We start from the raw sequence: 17,193 nt of genomic DNA on the forward strand, positions 1-17,193 counted from the left end.
ATCTTTTTTCTGCGAGTTTGGAGTGTGGTCTGGAACCGGAGGGTTGGTTCCATTGATATAAGGCCACTCAGGGCTACGCCCCACAGATGCTGGAAATCATCGCCCTCCAGCCCAACTGACCGAAATGGAGCAGCGGGCCAGCTTTGCCGGCAACTGCTCGTTAAAACAAAAAAAGAAAGGAAGGGGTCCGGGGAATTCCTTCCCCGGCCTTCCTTGTTTACCCTTCTTCCGCGGCCTTCAACCCACCCAACAACGTCGGAATCAGCTCTGACACGGTCGGATGGATCGGCACCGCCCAGCGCAGCACCGGGAAGGGTGTCCCGGCATGCATGGCGTCCAGCAACCCGTGGATGGCTTCGTCGCCTTCCACGCCCAGGATGGCGGCACCCAGGATCTGCTGGGTCTCCGCATCCGCCACAACCTTCATGAAGCCCTGCGTCTCCCCTTTCTCGATGGCCCGCCCCACGCGGGTCATGGGGCGCTTGGAGAACAGCAGCTTCCGGCCAGTGGCCCGCGCCTGTGCATCCGTCATGCCGACGCGGCCCAGGGGTGGGTCGATATACAGGGCGTAGGCCGGAATACGCTGGCTGACCCTGCGGCTGTCGCCATCCAGCATGTTGGCGGCCAGGATCTCAAAATCATTGTAGGCGGTGTGCGTGAAGGCGCCGCGCCCGTTGCAATCGCCCAGCGCCCAGATGCCGGGCACGTTGGTCGCCAACTCGTCGTTCACGGTGATGTAGCCGCGCGCGTCCATCGCCACGCCGGCGGCATCCAGCCCCAGCCCATCGGTGTTCGGCCGCCGCCCGGTGGCGACCAGCACGTGGGAACCGATGGCGGCGGGCTCGCCGCTGCCGCCATCCAGTTGCAGGGCGATGCCGTCCGGATGTGGTGCCAGGCCGATGCAGGCGGCGCCGGTATGGATAACGATGCCCTCCGCTTCCAGCGCATCGCGGATGGCCTCGCTGATATCCCCGTCCTCGCGCGGCAGCAGCCGCTCGCCGCGCTCCACCACCGTCACCTCCGCGCCGAACCGCCGGTACATCTGGGCGAATTCCAGCCCGATATAGCTGCCGCCCACCACCAGCAGGTGCTCCGGCAGCGTGTCCAGCTCGATTATGCTGCTGCTCGTCAGGTGATCGACGCGGTCGATGCCGGCGATGGCTGGCACCAGCGTCCGTGCGCCGACATTCAGGATGATGCGCGGCGCCGTCAGCGCCTCCATGCCAATGCGGATGGTACGGGCGTCCTGGAAGCGCGCATGCCCGTGCAGCAGCGTCAGCCCCTGCATGCCTCCCAACCATGATTCCAGCCGGCCGCGCGCATCGGTGGTGACCTTCGCTGCCCGCGCCCGCACCCGCTTCATGTCGACGCCGACCGGCCCGCTGGCCAGCACGCCCCATTGCGCCGCGTGGCGGGTGACATGGGCGGCGCGCGCACTGGCCACCAGCGCCTTGGTCGGCATGCAGCCGCGATTGACGCAGGTGCCGCCGAGCACGTCGCGTTCCACCAGCGCCACGCGCATGCCCGCCTCGACCATGCGCGCGGCCATGGGTGGCCCGGCCTGGCCGGCCCCGATGATGATGGCGTCGAATTCTTTCATCGCAGGCTCCAGACAACCAGGAACGCGGCGATGATGGCCACCGCGTCTTCGATCAATGCCGCAGGCAGGTCCCGCCCGAAGCGGGCGGCCATCCAGCCGCGCGTGGCCGCACCACCCAGTGTGCCGGCCAAGGCGCCCAGCAGGCCGGCCGCGGCACCACCCCAGGCCGCGCCGCCCCAGCCCGCCTGCCCCTGCAACGCCAGTGCCGCACCGCAGAGGGCGCCAACCACGAGGCGCGTACCGAATTGCAGCGGCACCTTGCGGCTGGGCGTGCTGGGCAACTGGTCCGTGATCAGTTCACCCACCGCCAGCAGGGTCAGGACCCAGGGCGTATAGGCGTAGCCGAGGAAGGCGAGGGGAGTGCCGCCAAGCGCCGGGGTACCCATCGCCGCTCCCCAGGCGATGGCGGCGGGGGCCGTCATCGCCCGCAGGCCGGCCACGATGCCGATGATGAAAGCCGCCAGCCAGAGTTCCACGCTCCGCCCTCCGCGCGATTCGGCCAGAGCCTAACAGCTTCGCCGCGCTCTCCGCAGCAGGGCCGTGGCCAGCCGGTCTATTTCGGCGCGGCGCCCGCCTGCAGCGGGAAGGCGCGGTACAGCAGCAGGTAGAGCAGCGCGCCCAGCCCCAGGCTGGCTGCCGCGACTTCCAGCGACAGGGTGAAGCCAGCGGCATGGCTGGCGGCGCGGCCCAGCAGGATGGCCACCATCGGCGGCCCGGCGATCTGCCCGATGCCGTAGACGGCGGTTAGCAGGCCCATCAGGCTGGTGGCCTGGGCCGGCCGCAGCCGCCGTGCCTCATGCATGGCGAAGAAAGTGATGGCGGTGAAGGGCAGCCCCAGCAGCAGGCTGCCGGCGACGAAGCCCGCATCGGTCGGCCAGGCCAGCGGCAACAGGATGCTCAGGCCCTGGATGACGTAGCAGCCCAGCAGCAGCAGCCGCCGGTCGATCCGCAGCGGCACCACCCGCGTCATCAGTGCCCCGGCGATGACGCCGAAGCCGAAGACCGGCCAGAAGTAGTTGCTGAGGGTGGAGCCGGGCAGTGCCTCCCGCGCGATCACCGGCAGGAAGGTCGCGGTGATGATGTAGCCGAAGCCAGCCAGCCCATAGGCCAGCACGAACAGCAACTGTTCGGTGGAATAGAAGCCGGATTCGCCGGTCCGGCCCGGCATGGCCGGCGGGGGCGGTGCGTCATGGCCCTGGAAGACGCGCCAGATCACCAAGGTCAGGAAGCCGGCCAGCAGCCCGAACACGCCCCAGGCGGTGGCGGAACTCTGGCCGTGCGACGCCATGGCGCTGGCGGCGAGGCCGGAGACGGCGATGCCGATGCCCGGCCCGGTATAGATGATGCCCCCCAGCGACGCCCGGCCCAGCCGCGCCAACTGCCCCAGGCACCAGCCGGAGGCACAGACGAAGACGATGCCGGTGACATAGCCGGCCAGGAACCGCAGCGGCGTCCAGAGCGCCGGAATGGTTGCCACCATCGCCAGCGTCAGCAGCGTGGTGATGGCAAGCCCGTAGCGCACCAGTGCCGCGCTGCCGGGAAAGCTAGGCCCGATCCGCCGCCGCAGCGCCGGCAGCGCCATGCAGGACAGCGCACCCAGCAGGTAGCCCAGGTAATTGGCGGTGGCGAGGCGGCTGCCGCCTTCCAGGTCGATGACGCCGTCATGCAGCATCATCGGCAGGATCGGCGTGAAGGCGAAACGCCCGATGCCCATGGCGGCCGACAGGCACAACGCCCCCGCCAGTGCGATGACAGCCGGGGATGCATCCCGGCGGGGGGCGTAGGGGGCCGTCATGCTGGGTCTCTCTCCTGGCCTGGGCGTCTCGGTCGACTGCCAGCGGTATCGCACGGCCCGCCCCGGCACGCACGCCACCCGGGGCGATCCCTGCCATGCGGAAGCTTGGATGCCAGGCTCAGGTGGCGGGCGGGTGCAGCCGTGTATCCAGCGCGAAGGCCTCCTGGTCCTGCACGACGTAGCCCGTAGCCGCGTCCGCGCGCAGAAAGATCAGGTTCCAGCTCCGCGTCGAGACGGCACTGGGAATGGCCACGAAGCGGTGCCGCGCCAGCAGCGCATCGCCGAATGCCTGCTGTCCGGCGCTGGGGATGCCCGGGCGCAGCCAGTTCGGGTTCGGTACATCGGCGGGCCGCACCACATGCACGGCGGCGGGCTCGCCGATCGTCAGCGAGGTCAGCACATGCGGCACCGTATCCAGCGCCTTGAAGCCCTTGTGCAAGGCCACTTCCAGGATGGCGGTGGAGGGGTCGAGCGAACAATACACCGCCCGCACGCCCCGGCTGTTCCAGCGCCCGCCGACTTGATAGGCGCCTTCGCCGCTATCCCAACTGGTGGTGAAGCGGGCCTGGTCCAACCGCCAGGCGACCAGCCCGCCCTGGCCAAGCGGCGCGGGCAGCGGCGTCAAGCGTAGACGCCGTACTCAAGCCGCTGCAGGAAATCCTCCACCAGCTCGATCCCCGCCGGCGTGGCCAGCAGGTCGATCGGCCGCCGCTGGTCCAGCCCGATCGCCGGCCGTTCCAGCCACTGCTCCGCATCCTCCTGGGAGCCGAGCACGAATGTCGCCTTCGCCAGGATGCTGGCGAATTTCCAGGCCCGGCCGCTCTGCTCGGCATTCAGCGGCTTGGAGGGCGCCTCCCGCCGCCGCTGGAAGGTCCGCAGGCTCATCCCGACGGCCTTTTCCAGCGAGGCGGTCTTCCGCAGCACCAGCAGGTTGTCCACCAGATGCCGCAGGGCCGTGCCGGGCAGCCCCTGCATCAACAGCTCATGCGCATCCAGCGGGCCATTCAGCGGGTGGCGCAATACGCGGCTGCCGCCCAGCAGCGCGGCCACCCGCTGCAATTCCATGGCCTCGCCCGCCGCCGGGGCGGTGCCAGCGATCGCTGCCATCGGAGCCTCCGTCATCTGTCGCATTCAATATGACATCTGTCGCCGCCATTTCAACGCTCGAAGCGCCAGGGTGTCGTGCTCTCCTCGTTCGGGTCCAGGGTCAGGCGGTGCTCCAACGGCGGAAAGGCGCGGCTGCGGCACTCGGCGCGGTCGCACAGGCGGCAGGAAAGGCCGATGCCGATCTTCGCCTCGGCCGGGGCGATGCCGTCCGCGTACACCACCTCCGCCGCCCGGCCGATGTCGCAGCCCATGGCGACCACATGCATCGGCGGCGGTTCCCCCCAGCGCTGGGTCGGACCGGTCAGGGTGCGGGCGAAGCAGAGGAAGGTGGCGCCATCCGGCAGCTCCGCCACCTGCACCCGCATGCTGCCGGGGGTGGCGAAGGCGGTATGCACCACCCAGCGCGGGCAGGAACCGCCGAAGCGTGCGAAGGGGAACCCCGCCGCCGAGAAGCGCTTGTCCACGTTCCCCGCCGGGTCCACCCGCAGGAAGAAGAACGGCACGCCGCGCTGGCCGCTGCGCTGCATCGTCGCCAGCCGGTGCGCCGCCTGTTCGAAGCTGACGCCGAAGCGCGCCGCCAGCAGGTCCAGGTCATGCCGCAACGTCCGCGCGGCGGCTAGGAAAGCGCCATACGGCATCAGCAGCGCGGCGGCGGCGTAGTTGAGCAGGCCGATGCGGAACAACGCCGCCGCCTCCGTCGTCGTCGGCGCGGCCGGGGCCAGGATGGCCTCCACGGCATCCCGCGCTTCCAGCAGCATCAGCTGGAAGGCCATCTGGAAGCCGCGGCTCTCGCGTGGCTGGAATTCGGAAAGTTCCAGCAGGCGCGTAGCCGGATCGTATCGGCGCAGGCTGCCTTCCAGCGGCCCGACGCGCACCCGCACGCCATGCACGCGCCGTAGCCGTTCCGCGACGGCGTGATTCAGTTCCGCCGGCGCGGCGCCAAGTTCCTCGCCGATCGTCTCGGCCACCTGTTCCAGCGCCGGGAAGTGGTTCGCCTGCTGGTGGAAGAAGTCCCGCGTCTCCTCCGTCGGCAGCACGATGCGGCGGCCGCTGGGCAGCGCCAGCCCGCTGGAATCCTCCCGCGCGACGCGCAGCGCCCGATACAGGGCCAGCATGGCGCGCGCTGCCTGCGGTGCGCCCGCGGCCAGGGTGCGGATCTCACCGTCCGGCAACTCCTCCAACCCCAGTATCGGGTCGGCCAGCACTTCCCGCAGCCCGCTTTCCAACTGCCGCTCCTGGCTGCCGGAGAGGCAATCGAGGTCGACCTGCAAGGTCTGCCCCAGCTTGATCAGCAGCGAGGCGGTCACCGCCCGCTGGTCGTGCTCGATCAGGTTGAGATAGCTGGCGGAGATGCCAAGCCGTCCGGCCAGGGCCTGCTGCGTCAGGCTCTGCTCCTGCCGCAGGCGGCGCAGCGTACGGCCAATCAGCGGGCGCGCCATTTTACAACCTTTACGATTTTACAGGGAGGTCTGTGAAGGCGAAGACCTTCTTGCAGGCATCTTCTGACTTTGCCGGGTGATCTTCAGGGCCGCAACGTGAATGATTCACACAGCCAAACGGCCCACATGACACGGAGACGACGATGCCAAACAACCCGGCCCCTTGCTACGCCCCTGACGGCGCTAACGCCGCCGGCAGTGCGGACCGCTTCGCCGGCATCCGCCGCGACTACACCCCGGCGGAGGTGGAGCGCCTGGCGGGCTCCTTCCGCATCCGCCACACCCAGGCGGAGAACGGCGCCCGCCGCCTGTGGCAGCTGCTGCACAGCGAGGCCTTCGTGAACACGTTGGGCGCATTGACTGGCAACCAGGCGCTGCAGCAGGTGAAGGCCGGGCTAAAGGCGATCTACCTCTCCGGCTGGCAGGTGGCGGCGGACGCCAATTCGGCCGGGGCGATGTACCCGGACCAGTCGCTCTACCCGGTGGACTCCGTGCCGACGGTGGTGCGTCGGATCAACAACGCGCTGCGCCGCGCCGACCAGATCGCGCATCTGGAAGGGCAGGGCGACCGCACGGAATGGATGGCCCCCATCATCGCCGATGCGGAGGCCGGCTTCGGCGGCCCGCTGAATGCCTATGAGCTGATGCGCGCCATGATCGAGGCCGGCGCCGCCGGCGTGCATTTCGAGGACCAGCTGGCCAGCGAGAAGAAATGCGGCCACCTGGGCGGCAAGGTGCTGGTGCCGATCAGCCAGCACATCCGCACCCTGAACGCCGCGCGCCTGGCCGCGGATGTGGAGGGCGTGCCTACCGTGCTGCTCTGCCGCACCGATGCGGAGAGCGCCCAGTTGCTGACGGCCGATATCGACGAACGCGACCGTCCCTTCATCAGTGGCGAGCGAACACCGGAAGGGTTCTTCCGCATCAGGCCCGGCATCGGCAAAGCCTACGCCATAGCCCGTGGCCTGGCCTATGCGCCCTATGCCGACCTGCTGTGGTGGGAGACCTCCGAGCCCGACCTGGACGACGCCCGCGCCTTCGCCGAGGCCATCCACCGCGAGTACCCGGGTAAGCTGCTGGCCTATAACTGTTCCCCCAGCTTCAACTGGAAGCGGAAGATGAGCGAGGCGCAGGCGGAACGCTTCCAGCGCGAGATCGGCGCCATGGGCTACAAGTTCCAGTTCATCACTCTGGCCGGCTTCCACAGCCTCAACCACGGCATGTTCCGCCTGGCGCGCGGCTACCGGGACCGCGGCATGGCGGCCTATTCCGAGCTGCAGCAGGCCGAGTTCGCGTCCGAGGCCGATGGCTACACCGCGACGCGCCACCAGCGCGAGGTCGGCGTCGGCTATTTCGACGCGGTGGCCACGGCGGCCTCCGGCGGCACATCGAGCACCACCGCCATGGCCCGCAGCACCGAGGCCGCGCAGTTCCACGACCATCACCCTGCCCCCGCCGCCCCGGCGATGGCCAAGTAGAGGATGCCTCCCATGGATCACGAACAGGATTTCGACGACGGGCTGGTGCACCACCATCACTGGGCCGCCAAGCCCGCCGTGGCAGCCCGGCCGCACCGCCTGCCGGGCCCGCCCGATACCTCGCTGATCCCAACGCCGAGCACCGCCTACCGGGACGACGATCTGGAAGGCTGAACTCTCCACGGATCGCCGCCCGGCACGGGCCACCGCTTAGGCGGTGGCCCGTTTGCGTTGACGCGCCCCCGCTGAGGCCTGAGGCGTGACGGTGCGTTACGCGGCGTCAAATAAATCGATTCCGGATTGAATATCGGTGGCGATGGCGGGTGGCGGCCCAGAGTATTGGATCAGCCGCCCCGGTCTTTCCGATTCATCAGGCTTCGGCCCGTTTCCGCGTGACGCGGTAACGTCGGCCTGCCTGTCCGGCCCGCCCTTTCAGGCCGTGACCATCCATTCAGCAGACATCTACAGATGCAGGTCAGCTATGCTGCGCCGCACAATGCTGCCTGCGATGCCCCGGCAGGGCTGCAGATGCCGCGTTGAACCTGTTGAATTGTCGTGATTCAGACCGCCCAGGCGCCTGCCAAGCCAAGGCTCACTGAGCGTTCGGACTCGGCAAGCAATCGTCAAGCGAAGCCGGGAGCCGCCAGTAACTCCTGTGAAGAAATGGCGACAAATACCTAACCTTACCAACAGCGGTCTCGTCGCCCGGCTTTGCATCTACTGGCTCTCACTGCTCCGCTCCAGCCGGATGAGGCGGGGCGCCGGGCCTGAGCCGAACATTATGTTTACGCATCGGAATTGCATAACTGTAAGATTTTTCGACGATATTGCAATCCTCACAGAATTGTGGGATCAAATCCCCGGTGCCAGAGTCTTGACAGTTTGGCGCTGAGTCTTGGTCGGGAACGTGGATTCAATAACGAATCAATTTTATTGATTATGTACTGAGATCACAACGAACTTCCCAAGGTTTTTCTTCGAAGGATTTATCCTGGATGCAGATTGATTTGAACCTGGAGAATGCCGGGGCCGATACCCTTGCGGGCGGCATCACGACATTCGGACAGGTCTTCACCCAGGGCGAAGTCAGCGCAAAGGCTGGCCTTGTCGCCACGGTGAACGGCGTCGACATCCCGGTGCAAATGGATGTTAAGACGACCTATGCCGATGGCTCGGTCAAAATGGCCGTGCTGTCCATGGCTCGTCCCGACCTCCCGGCAGGGGCTATCGTGGATGTCGCCCTGTCCACGGTGGCCTCCGCCACCGCTTCCACGCCGATCGATCTCTCTTCGGCCCTGAACAGCCATTCCTTTGCGGTGGATCTCACCAGCCAGGGCCAGACCACCCATGTCGACGTTCTGGCCGCGCTGAAGCAGGCGCTCGCCGACGGCACTGCCAGCTTCTGGCAGAAGGGCGACTTGGCAACCCAGGCGCGGGTCGAGATCCCGCTTGATGGCTCCCAGCGCCTGATCTTCGACGTCACCGCCTTCAAGGGCGGCGGGATGAGCGTCGAGGCGCAGTTCAACAATGACGGTGTCATGGGGACCGATGGCGGCCGGGTCAACTACAAGGTCGCCGTCTCCATGGACGGCCAGGTGGTGGCTGAGGAGCATGTGAACCAGGCTCAGTACCAGAACTGGCACCAGAGCTACTCGTCCAACGGTACCGATGGCGGCCAGGGCCTGGGCGATCCCGCCGAAGGCTGGCTGAACATCCGTCAGGACATCGCGCATCTGCAGGCCACCGGCGCGGTTGCGCATTACGACCTTACCGTCGGTATCTCGGACACGATGCTGGACGGCTTCGCCACCGCGACCCAGTCCAATGGCTGGGGTGACCCGCTGGCGACCAACGAAGTCAGCCAGTTCATGCCCGGCACCGGCGCGCGTGCCGATATCGGCATCACCACGGAATCCAACACCGCCTGGCTGATGTCCCAGGACCCGCGCGCCGCCGCTTACGCGCTGGGTCAGGCCGAGACCGCCAGCGCCGTCACCTGGCATCTCTGGGACACCGCCAACAAGGGCTGGCTCAGCACCGAAGATTATCCGAGCCTATGGACGGATGAGCGCGGCGGCACCGGCTCGGCTGGCGATGCCTCCTCGGGTGGCCTGACGCAGCAGATCGGCAACAGCTCCGGCTGGGACCTGGATTCCGCGCATCAGCCGGACCTGTCCTACGTCCCGTACCTGATGACCGGCCAGCGCTGGATGCTGGACAACCTGAACGCCCAGGCCAGCTGGAACATCGTGGCGCAGTGGCCGTCCGACCGCGCCAATGCCAACGACATCGTGGTCGACGGCAACCAGGTGCGCGGCGCCGCCTGGGCGCTGCGCCAGATCGACGAGGCCGCCTGGGCCGCGCCGGATGGCAGCGCCGAGAAGGCCTACTTCACCGAAGCCTCCGAAGCCAACTGGTCCTGGCTTGTCTCCAAGATCCCGGAATGGACGGCGGAGCAGGGCGAGGCGCATGGCTGGTTGCCCGGCGTCTACGGCGTCGATGGTGCCATGCCGCCGTGGCAGCAGGATTATTTCGCCTCCACCGTCATCGCCGCCGCCAGCCGCGGCAATGCCGATGCGCTGACCTTCCTGGAATGGCAGACCAACTTCCTGGTCGGTCGCTTCACGCATGAAGGGCAGGGCTTCGACCAGCATGACGGCGCCGCCTACCTGATCGCCATCGCGGATGGCAGCGGCAAGCCGTACCAGACCTGGGCCGAGATCGGTGCGCAGACGGACGCGCATGGCTGGTCCAACAACCAGGGTTGGGACAACAGCCAGGGCGACTACGCGCAGCTCGCACTCGCCACTCTCGCCGGTATCGCGCACCTGACCGGCTCGGCCGAGGCCGCCGCCGCGTACGAGGCGCTGGTGGCCGACAACGCGCCCTTCAGCACCGCGGCGGACTTTGCCCGTGACCCGACCTTCGCGCTGGCCGCGCCGGGCACGATCAACATCTCGCCCACCCTTCCGGTGACGCCGCCGGTGGTGATCCCGCCGATCACGATTCCGCCCGTCGTCATCCCCCCTGTGGTGACGACGCCGGAGATCACGCTGCCGGGCACCCCGTCCTCCAGCACGGATGGCAGCGGCACCCCGGTGGTCACTCCGCCGACAGACACGACGCCGGCCAAGCCGCTCGACCCGGCCGGCAGTGTCTCGCTCTCCATCTGGCTTGGTGCCGATTCCTGGCGCGGAGATCCGAAGGCGATCGTGACCGTGGATGGCGTCACCGCCTTCCATGGCAACGTCTCGGCCAGCCATGAGAGCGGCGGCATGGAGATCCATCTGGGCGATGTCTCCGCGCGGGACACGCATGTGGTGGAAGTGGAGTACCTCAACGATGTCTGGGGCGGCGATCACAACCACGACCGCAACCTGTATGTCGAGGATGTGCGCCTGAACGGTGTGTCCACCGGTGATAGCGCACCGATGGAGAAGTCCGGGACGGTGACGTTCGACGTCTCATACCAGGATGACCCGCAGCACGCCGTGGCGCCTGCCATGGTGGTCACCGACCACATCTTTATCAGCTGAGGTCGGGCTGATTTCGATGACTGGCTGAGCACGCCATCATCGTTTGCGTATGAAACACACGGGGCGGCCCCTTGGGTCCGCCCCGTGTTCCTGCACGTTGGCGGTCGGATCAGGCCGCGCGGGCGGCCCGGCGACGGCGCGCCACGCCCAGCGCTGCCAGGCCGAAGCCGAACAGGGCGAGGGACGCGGGCTCCGGCACGCGGATCTCACGCACCAGCTTCCGCTCGATCGCCTGGGCGAAGTCGCCGAAGTCGTTGGCGATTTCCAGGAAGCCGTTGGCGCCGCCGACGATGCTGTTCTGGTAGAACGCAGCCACGCCAGCCTCGCCCAGAATGGCCAGGCCGTTGATGGTGTCGACGCCGCCAGCCAGCGCATTGTTGCGGGCAGTGGCGGTATTCACGCCATCGTTCTGCACGCCGTCACCGGAGACGTCGATGACCTGGCGCGCGGACTCGTAGCCATTGTTGTTGAACAGCGGCGCTGCGAAGTTCAGCGCGTTGCCCGGTGCCGTCTGGCCGCTATAGGCACGGGCGATGCTGTTGATCGCGGCGGCGAAGGAGTTGGCGGTGGTGGCGCTGTTGATCAGCGTCCAGCCGACCGACTGCGTCGCCTGGCCGGCGCCGGACCACTGGATGAAGTTGACGGCGATGGCGCCGCCCACGCTATCCAGGATCGCGGCCTGCACGGCGGCGCTCTGGAAGGCCTGGACGTAGCCCTGCTTCTGCAGGTTGTACTCGCTGGTGTCGATGCTGCCTGATACGTCGATCAGCAGCGACAGTTCCAGCCCGACCGGCACGGCATAGGCCGGGGCGGTGAAGGCAACGGGAGCGGCGATGACTGCGATGGCAGCCAGTCCTCTCACGGAGCGGCACATCGTCAAGACTGACATTGGATAATCCTCCTGTACGGAAGCCGGCCTTGCTGGCTGCCTCCAGCCACAGCAACAGCAAGCCCCGTGCCAGGATATAAAATTCATATTTAACAGTGCATTATAACATTAACATTCCGATAAGTGATCGACCTGTAAGGATGGTGCGTTGCAAAAGTCCAGCTCGCGCTCGGCCTCAGCCCGCCGCATCCCAGGTGGGTGCGAGGCCTGGGGGGCTCACCAGGCGCCCATCCGGACGCGCCAGGGCGTGGATGGCCGCCATCTCCGCCGCGTCCAGCACAAGGTCGGCGATGGCCAGGTTCTCGGTCGCCCGGTCCTCCCGCACGGTCTTGGAGAGCGCCACGACGCCTTCCTGCTGCACCAGCCAGCGCAGCACCACCTGCGCCACGCTCCGGCTATGCCGGGCGGCGATGTCGCGCAGCACCGGGTCCTGCAACACCTTGCCATCGGCCATGGGGTAGTAGGCCGTCAGCGCCATCCCCGCCGCACGCGCGGCCTCCAGCACGAAGGACTGGTCCAGATAGGGGTGGTACTCCACCTGGTTGGTCACCAGCGGCGCGGCGCTCAGCCCTGCGGCCTCGGCCATCTGGGCGGTGTTGAAGTTGCTGATGCCAATATGCCGCGCCCTGCCAGCCTGCCGCACGGCATTCAGCGCGCCGATCTGCTCAGCCAGCGGTACGGCGTCGTTCGGCCAGTGCAGCAGCAGCAAATCCACGTAGTCGGTGCGCAGCCTGCCCAGGCTCTCATCGACCGAGCGCTGCAGGTCCCCCTGGCGGTAACGGTCCACCCACACCTTGGTCGTCAGGAACACCTCGCCCCGGGCTATGCCGGAGCGGGCGATGCCTTCGCCCACCGCGGCCTCGTTGCCATAGGCCTGGGCGGTGTCGATATGGCGGAAGCCGAGCTTCAGGACCTGCGGCACCATGCGCACCACATCCGGCTCCGCCATTCGGAAGGTGCCGAAGCCGAGGGCGGGGATCTGCGCGCCATGCGCGATGACGTCATGCATCGGTGAAAACTCCAGGACATTGCGTTGGCCCGCATATGCGCCCGATGCCGGCGCGGCTGTATTCGCCACGCCGGACAATCACCTGTGCCGTGAATTCACCAACAGGGGCCTCGGCCGGTCAGTCGAGCCCGACAGTCTGGATTACCTCGAACCCCTCGAATTGCGGCGGGCCGAGATAGAGCGGCTTGCGCTCGCCAGCGCCGCGATGCGCCGCCCGAAAGGCTTCCGACTGCGTCCAGGCCTCGAAATCCGCTTTGTCGCGCCAGACGGTGTGGGAGGAATAGAGCGCGTGGTCCTCCCGCACCGGGCCGCGCAGCAGGTGAAATTCGACGAAGCCGGGCACGGTCTTCAAGTGGGAATCCCGGCTCAGCCAGACCTCCTCGAACTCCGCCTCGGAGCCTAGGGCCACCTTGAACCGGTTCATCGCGATAAAGGTCATGGGCGGCTCCTGTGCGGTTTTTGCGAAGAGTTCGCAATATGCTAAGCCTGCCGCCCCTGCCTGTCGAGCCGGACCCCGGCCTTGTCTTCCCCGCCGGCCAAGGAACCCTGCCTGGATGCCCGTCATCCCCCCCGACATCGCCGCGGTCGCCGATTACGAGCCGCATGCCCGCCAGCGCCTGGATGCCGCCATCTGGGCCTCGATCACCGGCGGCAGCGCGGATGAGCATACCGTGGCGGAGAACCGCGCCGCGTTCGCCCGCATCCGCCTGAACAACCGCGTACTGGCCGACATGTCCGGCGCCCATACCAGGCTGGAACTGTGCGGCCAGGCGCTGGAGCACCCGATCCTGCTGGCCCCCACCGCCTGGCACCGCCTGCTGCACCCGGAAGGGGAGGCGGCGACGGTCATGGGTGCCTCCGCCATGCGGGCCGCCATGGTGGTCAGCGCCATGGCCAGCCTGCCGCTGGAAGCGATCGCCAAGCGGGCGACCTCGCCCCTGTGGTTCCAGCTCTACGTGCAGCCGGATCGCGCCTTCACCCACGCGCTGGTGCAGCGGGCGGAAGCGGCCGGCTACGGCGCCATCGTCGTCACCATCGATGCGCCGGTCACGCTGCGGAACCAGGAGCAGCGCGCCGGCTTCCGCTTGCCACTGGGTATCGAGGCAGTGAACCTGCGCGGCGCCCAGCCGCCCCCGCCACCCAAGGCCGCCGCGCATGAGAGCGAGGTCTTCAACGGCCTGCTCGCCGGTGCCGCCACCTGGGAAGACATCGCCATCCTGCGGGCGCGGACCAGGCTGCCCCTGCTGCTGAAGGGCATCATGACGCCGGCGGACGCGCTGAAGGGCATCGAGATCGGCGCGGACGCGCTGATCGTCTCCAACCACGGCGGCCGGGTGCTGGACACCCAACCGGCCAGTATCGACGCCCTGCCGCGCATTGCCGAGGCGGTGGCGGGGCGGGTGCCGCTGCTGCTGGATGGCGGCATCCGCAGGGGTACCGACGTGCTGAAGGCGCTGGCGCTGGGCGCCCGCGCCGTGCTGGTCGGGCGCCCGGTGCTGCACGGCCTGGCCGTCGGCGGCGCCACCGGCGTCGCCCATGTGCTGAAGCTGCTGCGGACGGAGTTGGAGATCGCCATGGCGCAGACCGGCTGCGCCACTCTGGACGCGATCGGGCCGGAGGTCATCTGGCGGCCATGATCGACAGCCTCGCCCCGGTGTTCGAAGGTCCGCTGGCCTTCGTGCGCGATGTGCTCTCCCTCCGCGTCGCCCCTGGCGAGGGCGAGCCCGTCCGCTGCGCCGACCTGCTGCGGCCGGAGGTGCTAGAGGGATTGTTGGACCGCTACGCCGTGCAGCACCAGGGCGCCGACAGGCGCGCCGTCGTCTCCATGTGGACGCAGTACTATGCCGCCCGGCTGATCTACCCGGTGCTGGGTGCCAACCTGCTACTGGGCCGCGACCTGCCGCTGGCACTAGAGGACACGGTGCTGCATGTGGCGGAGGACGGCTCCCCCCTCGGTTTCTGCATCGCCGATGAGGGCGGCCCGGTCGCCGATGCCGGCATGGCGCGCTTCGCACCGCTGGTGCGGCAGCACCTGGCGCCGCTGGTGGGCGCGGTGGCCTCGCTCGGCCGCGTGGCGCCAAAGCTGGTCTGGAGCAACGCCGGCATCCGCTTCGCCGGCACCGCCAACATCGCCCGGCGGCAGAACCAGCTCTCACCGCAGTCCCAGGCGGATATCGACGCGCTCCTGAACAACCGCTGCTGGCCGGATGGCTGGGACAACCCGTTGTTCCAGCCCTACCGCACTGTGGAGACCTGCGGCGAGGCCGTGGAGCGCCGCCGCGTCTGCTGCCTGCGCTACCTGCTGCCGGCCTTCGAGGGCTGCGGCGTCTCCTGCCCCCTGCCGGATGGCCGCGGCCGCAAGCCGGAACCCGCCCAGCGCCATGAAGGCCAATCGACATTTGGCTGAGGGCGCCAGGGAAGGTCAGGGGAAAGAAATCCCCTGCGTAAATGTATATGTTTACGCCATCCTGTTTTCTGTCAGTTGGCGTGGGCCCTGGAGACCGGCAGGTAGGCCACCTGGGCTGAACTAGCAGCCTTCGGCGGCACCCAGTCTGATACGGAAAGGGCGACACCCCCACAGCCACGCCCAAAAGACTCGAGGAAGAAAGATGGGGTCCGGGGAATTCCTTCCCCGGCCTTTCCAGCGTTTGGCCGAATATCGATCCCGCGCAAGGCTCGCCCTCCGCGGAGAGCGAGCACATCCCGGCGTTTGGCTGGCGTGCGCTCATTCCCGTTCAAGTTGCGATGAACACCCGCTCAGATACGGCATCGGACAGTGCAACACGGACTGCGAGTTCAGGACCGGCCAGCCACCCAGCAGGCCGGGCCCTGCGGCCGGGTCGCATAGAAGCTGGAGGCGCACGGCTGGGCGCGGCACGCGCAACTGTCGGGGTCGTGCGGTTGCGCCCTGCGCCCCGCCATCATAAGCCGACTCCCTGAAGGAGCGTCCGTCATGACTTCCCCGATCCCGGTCCAGGCCCAACTGCCCCCAGCCCGCAGTTGGGGCGGTGAGCTGCGCGCCATGCTGCTGCTGGCCTGGCCCCTGGCGCTGACCAATCTCTCGCAGGTCGCGCTGCTGGTGACGGACACCATCTTCCTCGGCCATCTGGGTGAGATCCCGCTGGCGGCGGCGACGCTGGGCGGCAACCTGCACTTCATCGCCATGGCGCTGCCCTTCGGCCTGGCCTTCGCCGCCACCGCCATGATGGCGCAGGAGAAAGGGCGCGTCCGCGGCCACATGCGCGAAATGCGCCGCACCTTCCGCCAGGCCTGCTGGCTCGGGGTGCTGGTGTATATTCCGATCGCCGTCACGCTGTGGAACAGCGGCCCCATCCTGCGTGCCACCGGCCAGGACCCGTCGCTGGCGGACGCGGCACAGACCTTCACCCGCGCCATGATGTGGGGCCTGCTGCCCTTCTATGGCTTCATGCTGCTGCGCGGCTTCCTCTCGGCGCTGGAGCGGCCACGCGCCGCGCTCTGGGTCTCGCTGGCGGCGGTGGGGCTGAATGCCGTGCTCAGCTACGCGCTGGTGCTGGGCGGCTTCGGCGCGCCCTCGCTCGGCGTGCTGGGTGCGGGCATTGCCAGCGCCACCTCCAACGCCTTCATGTTCGTCGGCCTCGCCATCCTGGTATCGCTGGACCGGCGCTTCGCCCGTTTCCGCCTCGCCGGCCGCTTCTGGCGGGCGGACTGGCGGCGCATGGCGGAGCTCACCCGCATCGGCCTGCCCATCGCCGGCACCATGCTGTTGGAAATCGGCATCTTCAGCGGTACGGCGCTGGTGATGGGTTGGTTCGGCCCGGCGGCGGTGGCGGCGCATGCCGTGGCGCTGCAGGTAGCCAGCGCCGCCTTCATGATCCCGATGGGCATCAGCCAGGCCGCCACCGCCCGCGTCGGCCTGGCCGCCGGCGCCACCGATCCGCTGGGCGTCCGCCGCGCTGGCTGGACCGCCATCGGGCTCGCCGCCGGCTTCATGGCCCTGACCGCCACGCTGCTGTTCCTGCTGCCGGACCGCCTGGCCAGCCTGTTCCTCAGCGAGGAATTCGCCGACACGCGCCGCCTGGCCGCGACACTGCTGATGGTGGCCGGGCTGTTCCAGCTGGCTGACGGTGTCCAGGTCGCGGCGGCCGGCGCCCTGCGTGGCCTGAAGGATACCAGGCTGCCGCTGCTGTTCGCCGCGCTTGGCTACTGGGGCCTCGGCCTTCCCATCGGCCTGCTGTTGGGCTTCCCGCTGGGCATGGGTCCCCTTGGCATCTGGTTCGGCCTTGCCGCCGGCTTGGCTGTGGTGGCGGTCCTGATGACGCTGCGCTGGCGGAAGCTGGCGTTCCTGCGGGCCTGAGCGC

General features: G+C 68.2%; 15 protein-coding genes. 6 read left to right on the plus strand and 9 right to left on the minus strand.

The annotated features are described in order from the left end of the window. Positions 1-217: 217 nt before the first annotated feature. From IBL26_RS10025 to IBL26_RS10050, 6 genes are all read right to left on the minus strand, one after another. Positions 218-1,600 (minus strand): FAD-containing oxidoreductase, encoded by a 1,383-nt coding sequence (locus IBL26_RS10025; protein WP_187784340.1) that lies wholly within the window; start codon positions 1,598-1,600, stop codon positions 218-220. Continuing rightward, the gene (locus IBL26_RS10030; protein ID WP_367615406.1) at positions 1,597-2,076 is read right to left on the minus strand and encodes a DUF4126 domain-containing protein; all 480 of its coding nucleotides are present in this window, start codon (positions 2,074-2,076) and stop codon (positions 1,597-1,599) included. Before IBL26_RS10030 ends, IBL26_RS10025 begins: the two co-directional genes overlap by 4 nt. Before the next feature lie 77 nt (positions 2,077-2,153). Continuing rightward, positions 2,154-3,395, minus strand: coding sequence for a YbfB/YjiJ family MFS transporter (locus tag IBL26_RS10035; RefSeq protein WP_187784341.1), 1,242 nt, complete (start codon positions 3,393-3,395; stop codon positions 2,154-2,156). Positions 3,396-3,513: 118 nt separating this feature from the next. Beyond that, on the minus strand, positions 3,514-4,020 hold the full coding sequence (locus IBL26_RS10040; protein ID WP_187784342.1) for an RES family NAD+ phosphorylase: 507 nt from the start codon (positions 4,018-4,020) through the stop codon (positions 3,514-3,516). After that, a complete protein-coding gene (gene parS / locus IBL26_RS10045; RefSeq protein ID WP_241749227.1) occupies positions 4,017-4,502 on the minus strand; it encodes a type II RES/Xre toxin-antitoxin system antitoxin in 486 nt (161 codons plus the stop codon). Before parS ends, IBL26_RS10040 begins: the two co-directional genes overlap by 4 nt. Positions 4,503-4,552: 50 nt before the next feature. After that, positions 4,553-5,941: a helix-turn-helix domain-containing protein gene (locus IBL26_RS10050; RefSeq protein WP_187784344.1), complete on the minus strand. Its 1,389-nt coding sequence runs from the start codon at positions 5,939-5,941 to the stop codon at positions 4,553-4,555. A 143-nt stretch (positions 5,942-6,084) separates the two neighbouring features. Between IBL26_RS10050 and aceA the strand changes: the two genes are divergently transcribed. The 3 genes from aceA to IBL26_RS10065 all read left to right on the plus strand — a co-directional run bounded on the left by aceA (position 6,085) and on the right by IBL26_RS10065 (position 10,955). Further along, a complete protein-coding gene (gene aceA, locus IBL26_RS10055) occupies positions 6,085-7,419 on the plus strand; it encodes an isocitrate lyase (RefSeq protein ID WP_187784345.1) in 1,335 nt (444 codons plus the stop codon). Between the two features lie 12 nt (positions 7,420-7,431). Beyond that, entirely contained in the window at positions 7,432-7,593 is a 162-nt protein-coding gene (locus IBL26_RS10060) for a hypothetical protein (RefSeq protein ID WP_187784346.1), read from the plus strand. 821 nt (positions 7,594-8,414) lie between these two features. After that, on the plus strand, positions 8,415-10,955 hold the full coding sequence (locus IBL26_RS10065) for a carbohydrate-binding domain-containing protein (protein WP_187784347.1): 2,541 nt from the start codon (positions 8,415-8,417) through the stop codon (positions 10,953-10,955). Positions 10,956-11,064: 109 nt separating this feature from the next. Here IBL26_RS10065 and IBL26_RS10070 read toward each other — a convergent pair whose 3' ends face one another. The 3 genes from IBL26_RS10070 to IBL26_RS10080 form a co-directional block, all read right to left on the minus strand. Then, positions 11,065-11,844, minus strand: a complete 780-nt coding sequence (locus IBL26_RS10070) for a DUF1194 domain-containing protein (protein ID WP_187784348.1) — start codon at positions 11,842-11,844, stop codon at positions 11,065-11,067. A 175-nt stretch (positions 11,845-12,019) separates the two neighbouring features. Next, positions 12,020-12,853, minus strand: a complete 834-nt coding sequence (locus tag IBL26_RS10075; protein ID WP_187784349.1) for an aldo/keto reductase — start codon at positions 12,851-12,853, stop codon at positions 12,020-12,022. A gap of 118 nt (positions 12,854-12,971) precedes the next feature. Beyond that, on the minus strand, positions 12,972-13,292 hold the full coding sequence (locus IBL26_RS10080; RefSeq protein ID WP_187784350.1) for an antibiotic biosynthesis monooxygenase family protein: 321 nt from the start codon (positions 13,290-13,292) through the stop codon (positions 12,972-12,974). Positions 13,293-13,407: 115 nt separating this feature from the next. Here IBL26_RS10080 and IBL26_RS10085 point away from each other — a divergent pair, with 115 nt between their 5' ends. The 3 genes from IBL26_RS10085 to IBL26_RS10095 all read left to right on the plus strand — a co-directional run bounded on the left by IBL26_RS10085 (position 13,408) and on the right by IBL26_RS10095 (position 17,189). Then, positions 13,408-14,490, plus strand: a complete 1,083-nt coding sequence (locus IBL26_RS10085) for an alpha-hydroxy acid oxidase (protein ID WP_187784351.1) — start codon at positions 13,408-13,410, stop codon at positions 14,488-14,490. Then, a complete protein-coding gene (gene fhuF / locus IBL26_RS10090) occupies positions 14,487-15,260 on the plus strand; it encodes a siderophore-iron reductase FhuF (protein ID WP_187784352.1) in 774 nt (257 codons plus the stop codon). Before IBL26_RS10085 ends, fhuF begins: the two co-directional genes overlap by 4 nt. Positions 15,261-15,806: 546 nt before the next feature. Beyond that, on the plus strand, positions 15,807-17,189 hold the full coding sequence (locus tag IBL26_RS10095) for an MATE family efflux transporter (RefSeq protein ID WP_241749228.1): 1,383 nt from the start codon (positions 15,807-15,809) through the stop codon (positions 17,187-17,189). The last annotated feature ends 4 nt before the right edge of the window (positions 17,190-17,193 follow it).

The organism is Teichococcus aerophilus (genome assembly GCF_014490485.1).
In the GTDB taxonomy this organism is placed as follows: Bacteria; Pseudomonadota; Alphaproteobacteria; order Acetobacterales; family Acetobacteraceae; genus Pseudoroseomonas; species Pseudoroseomonas aerophila.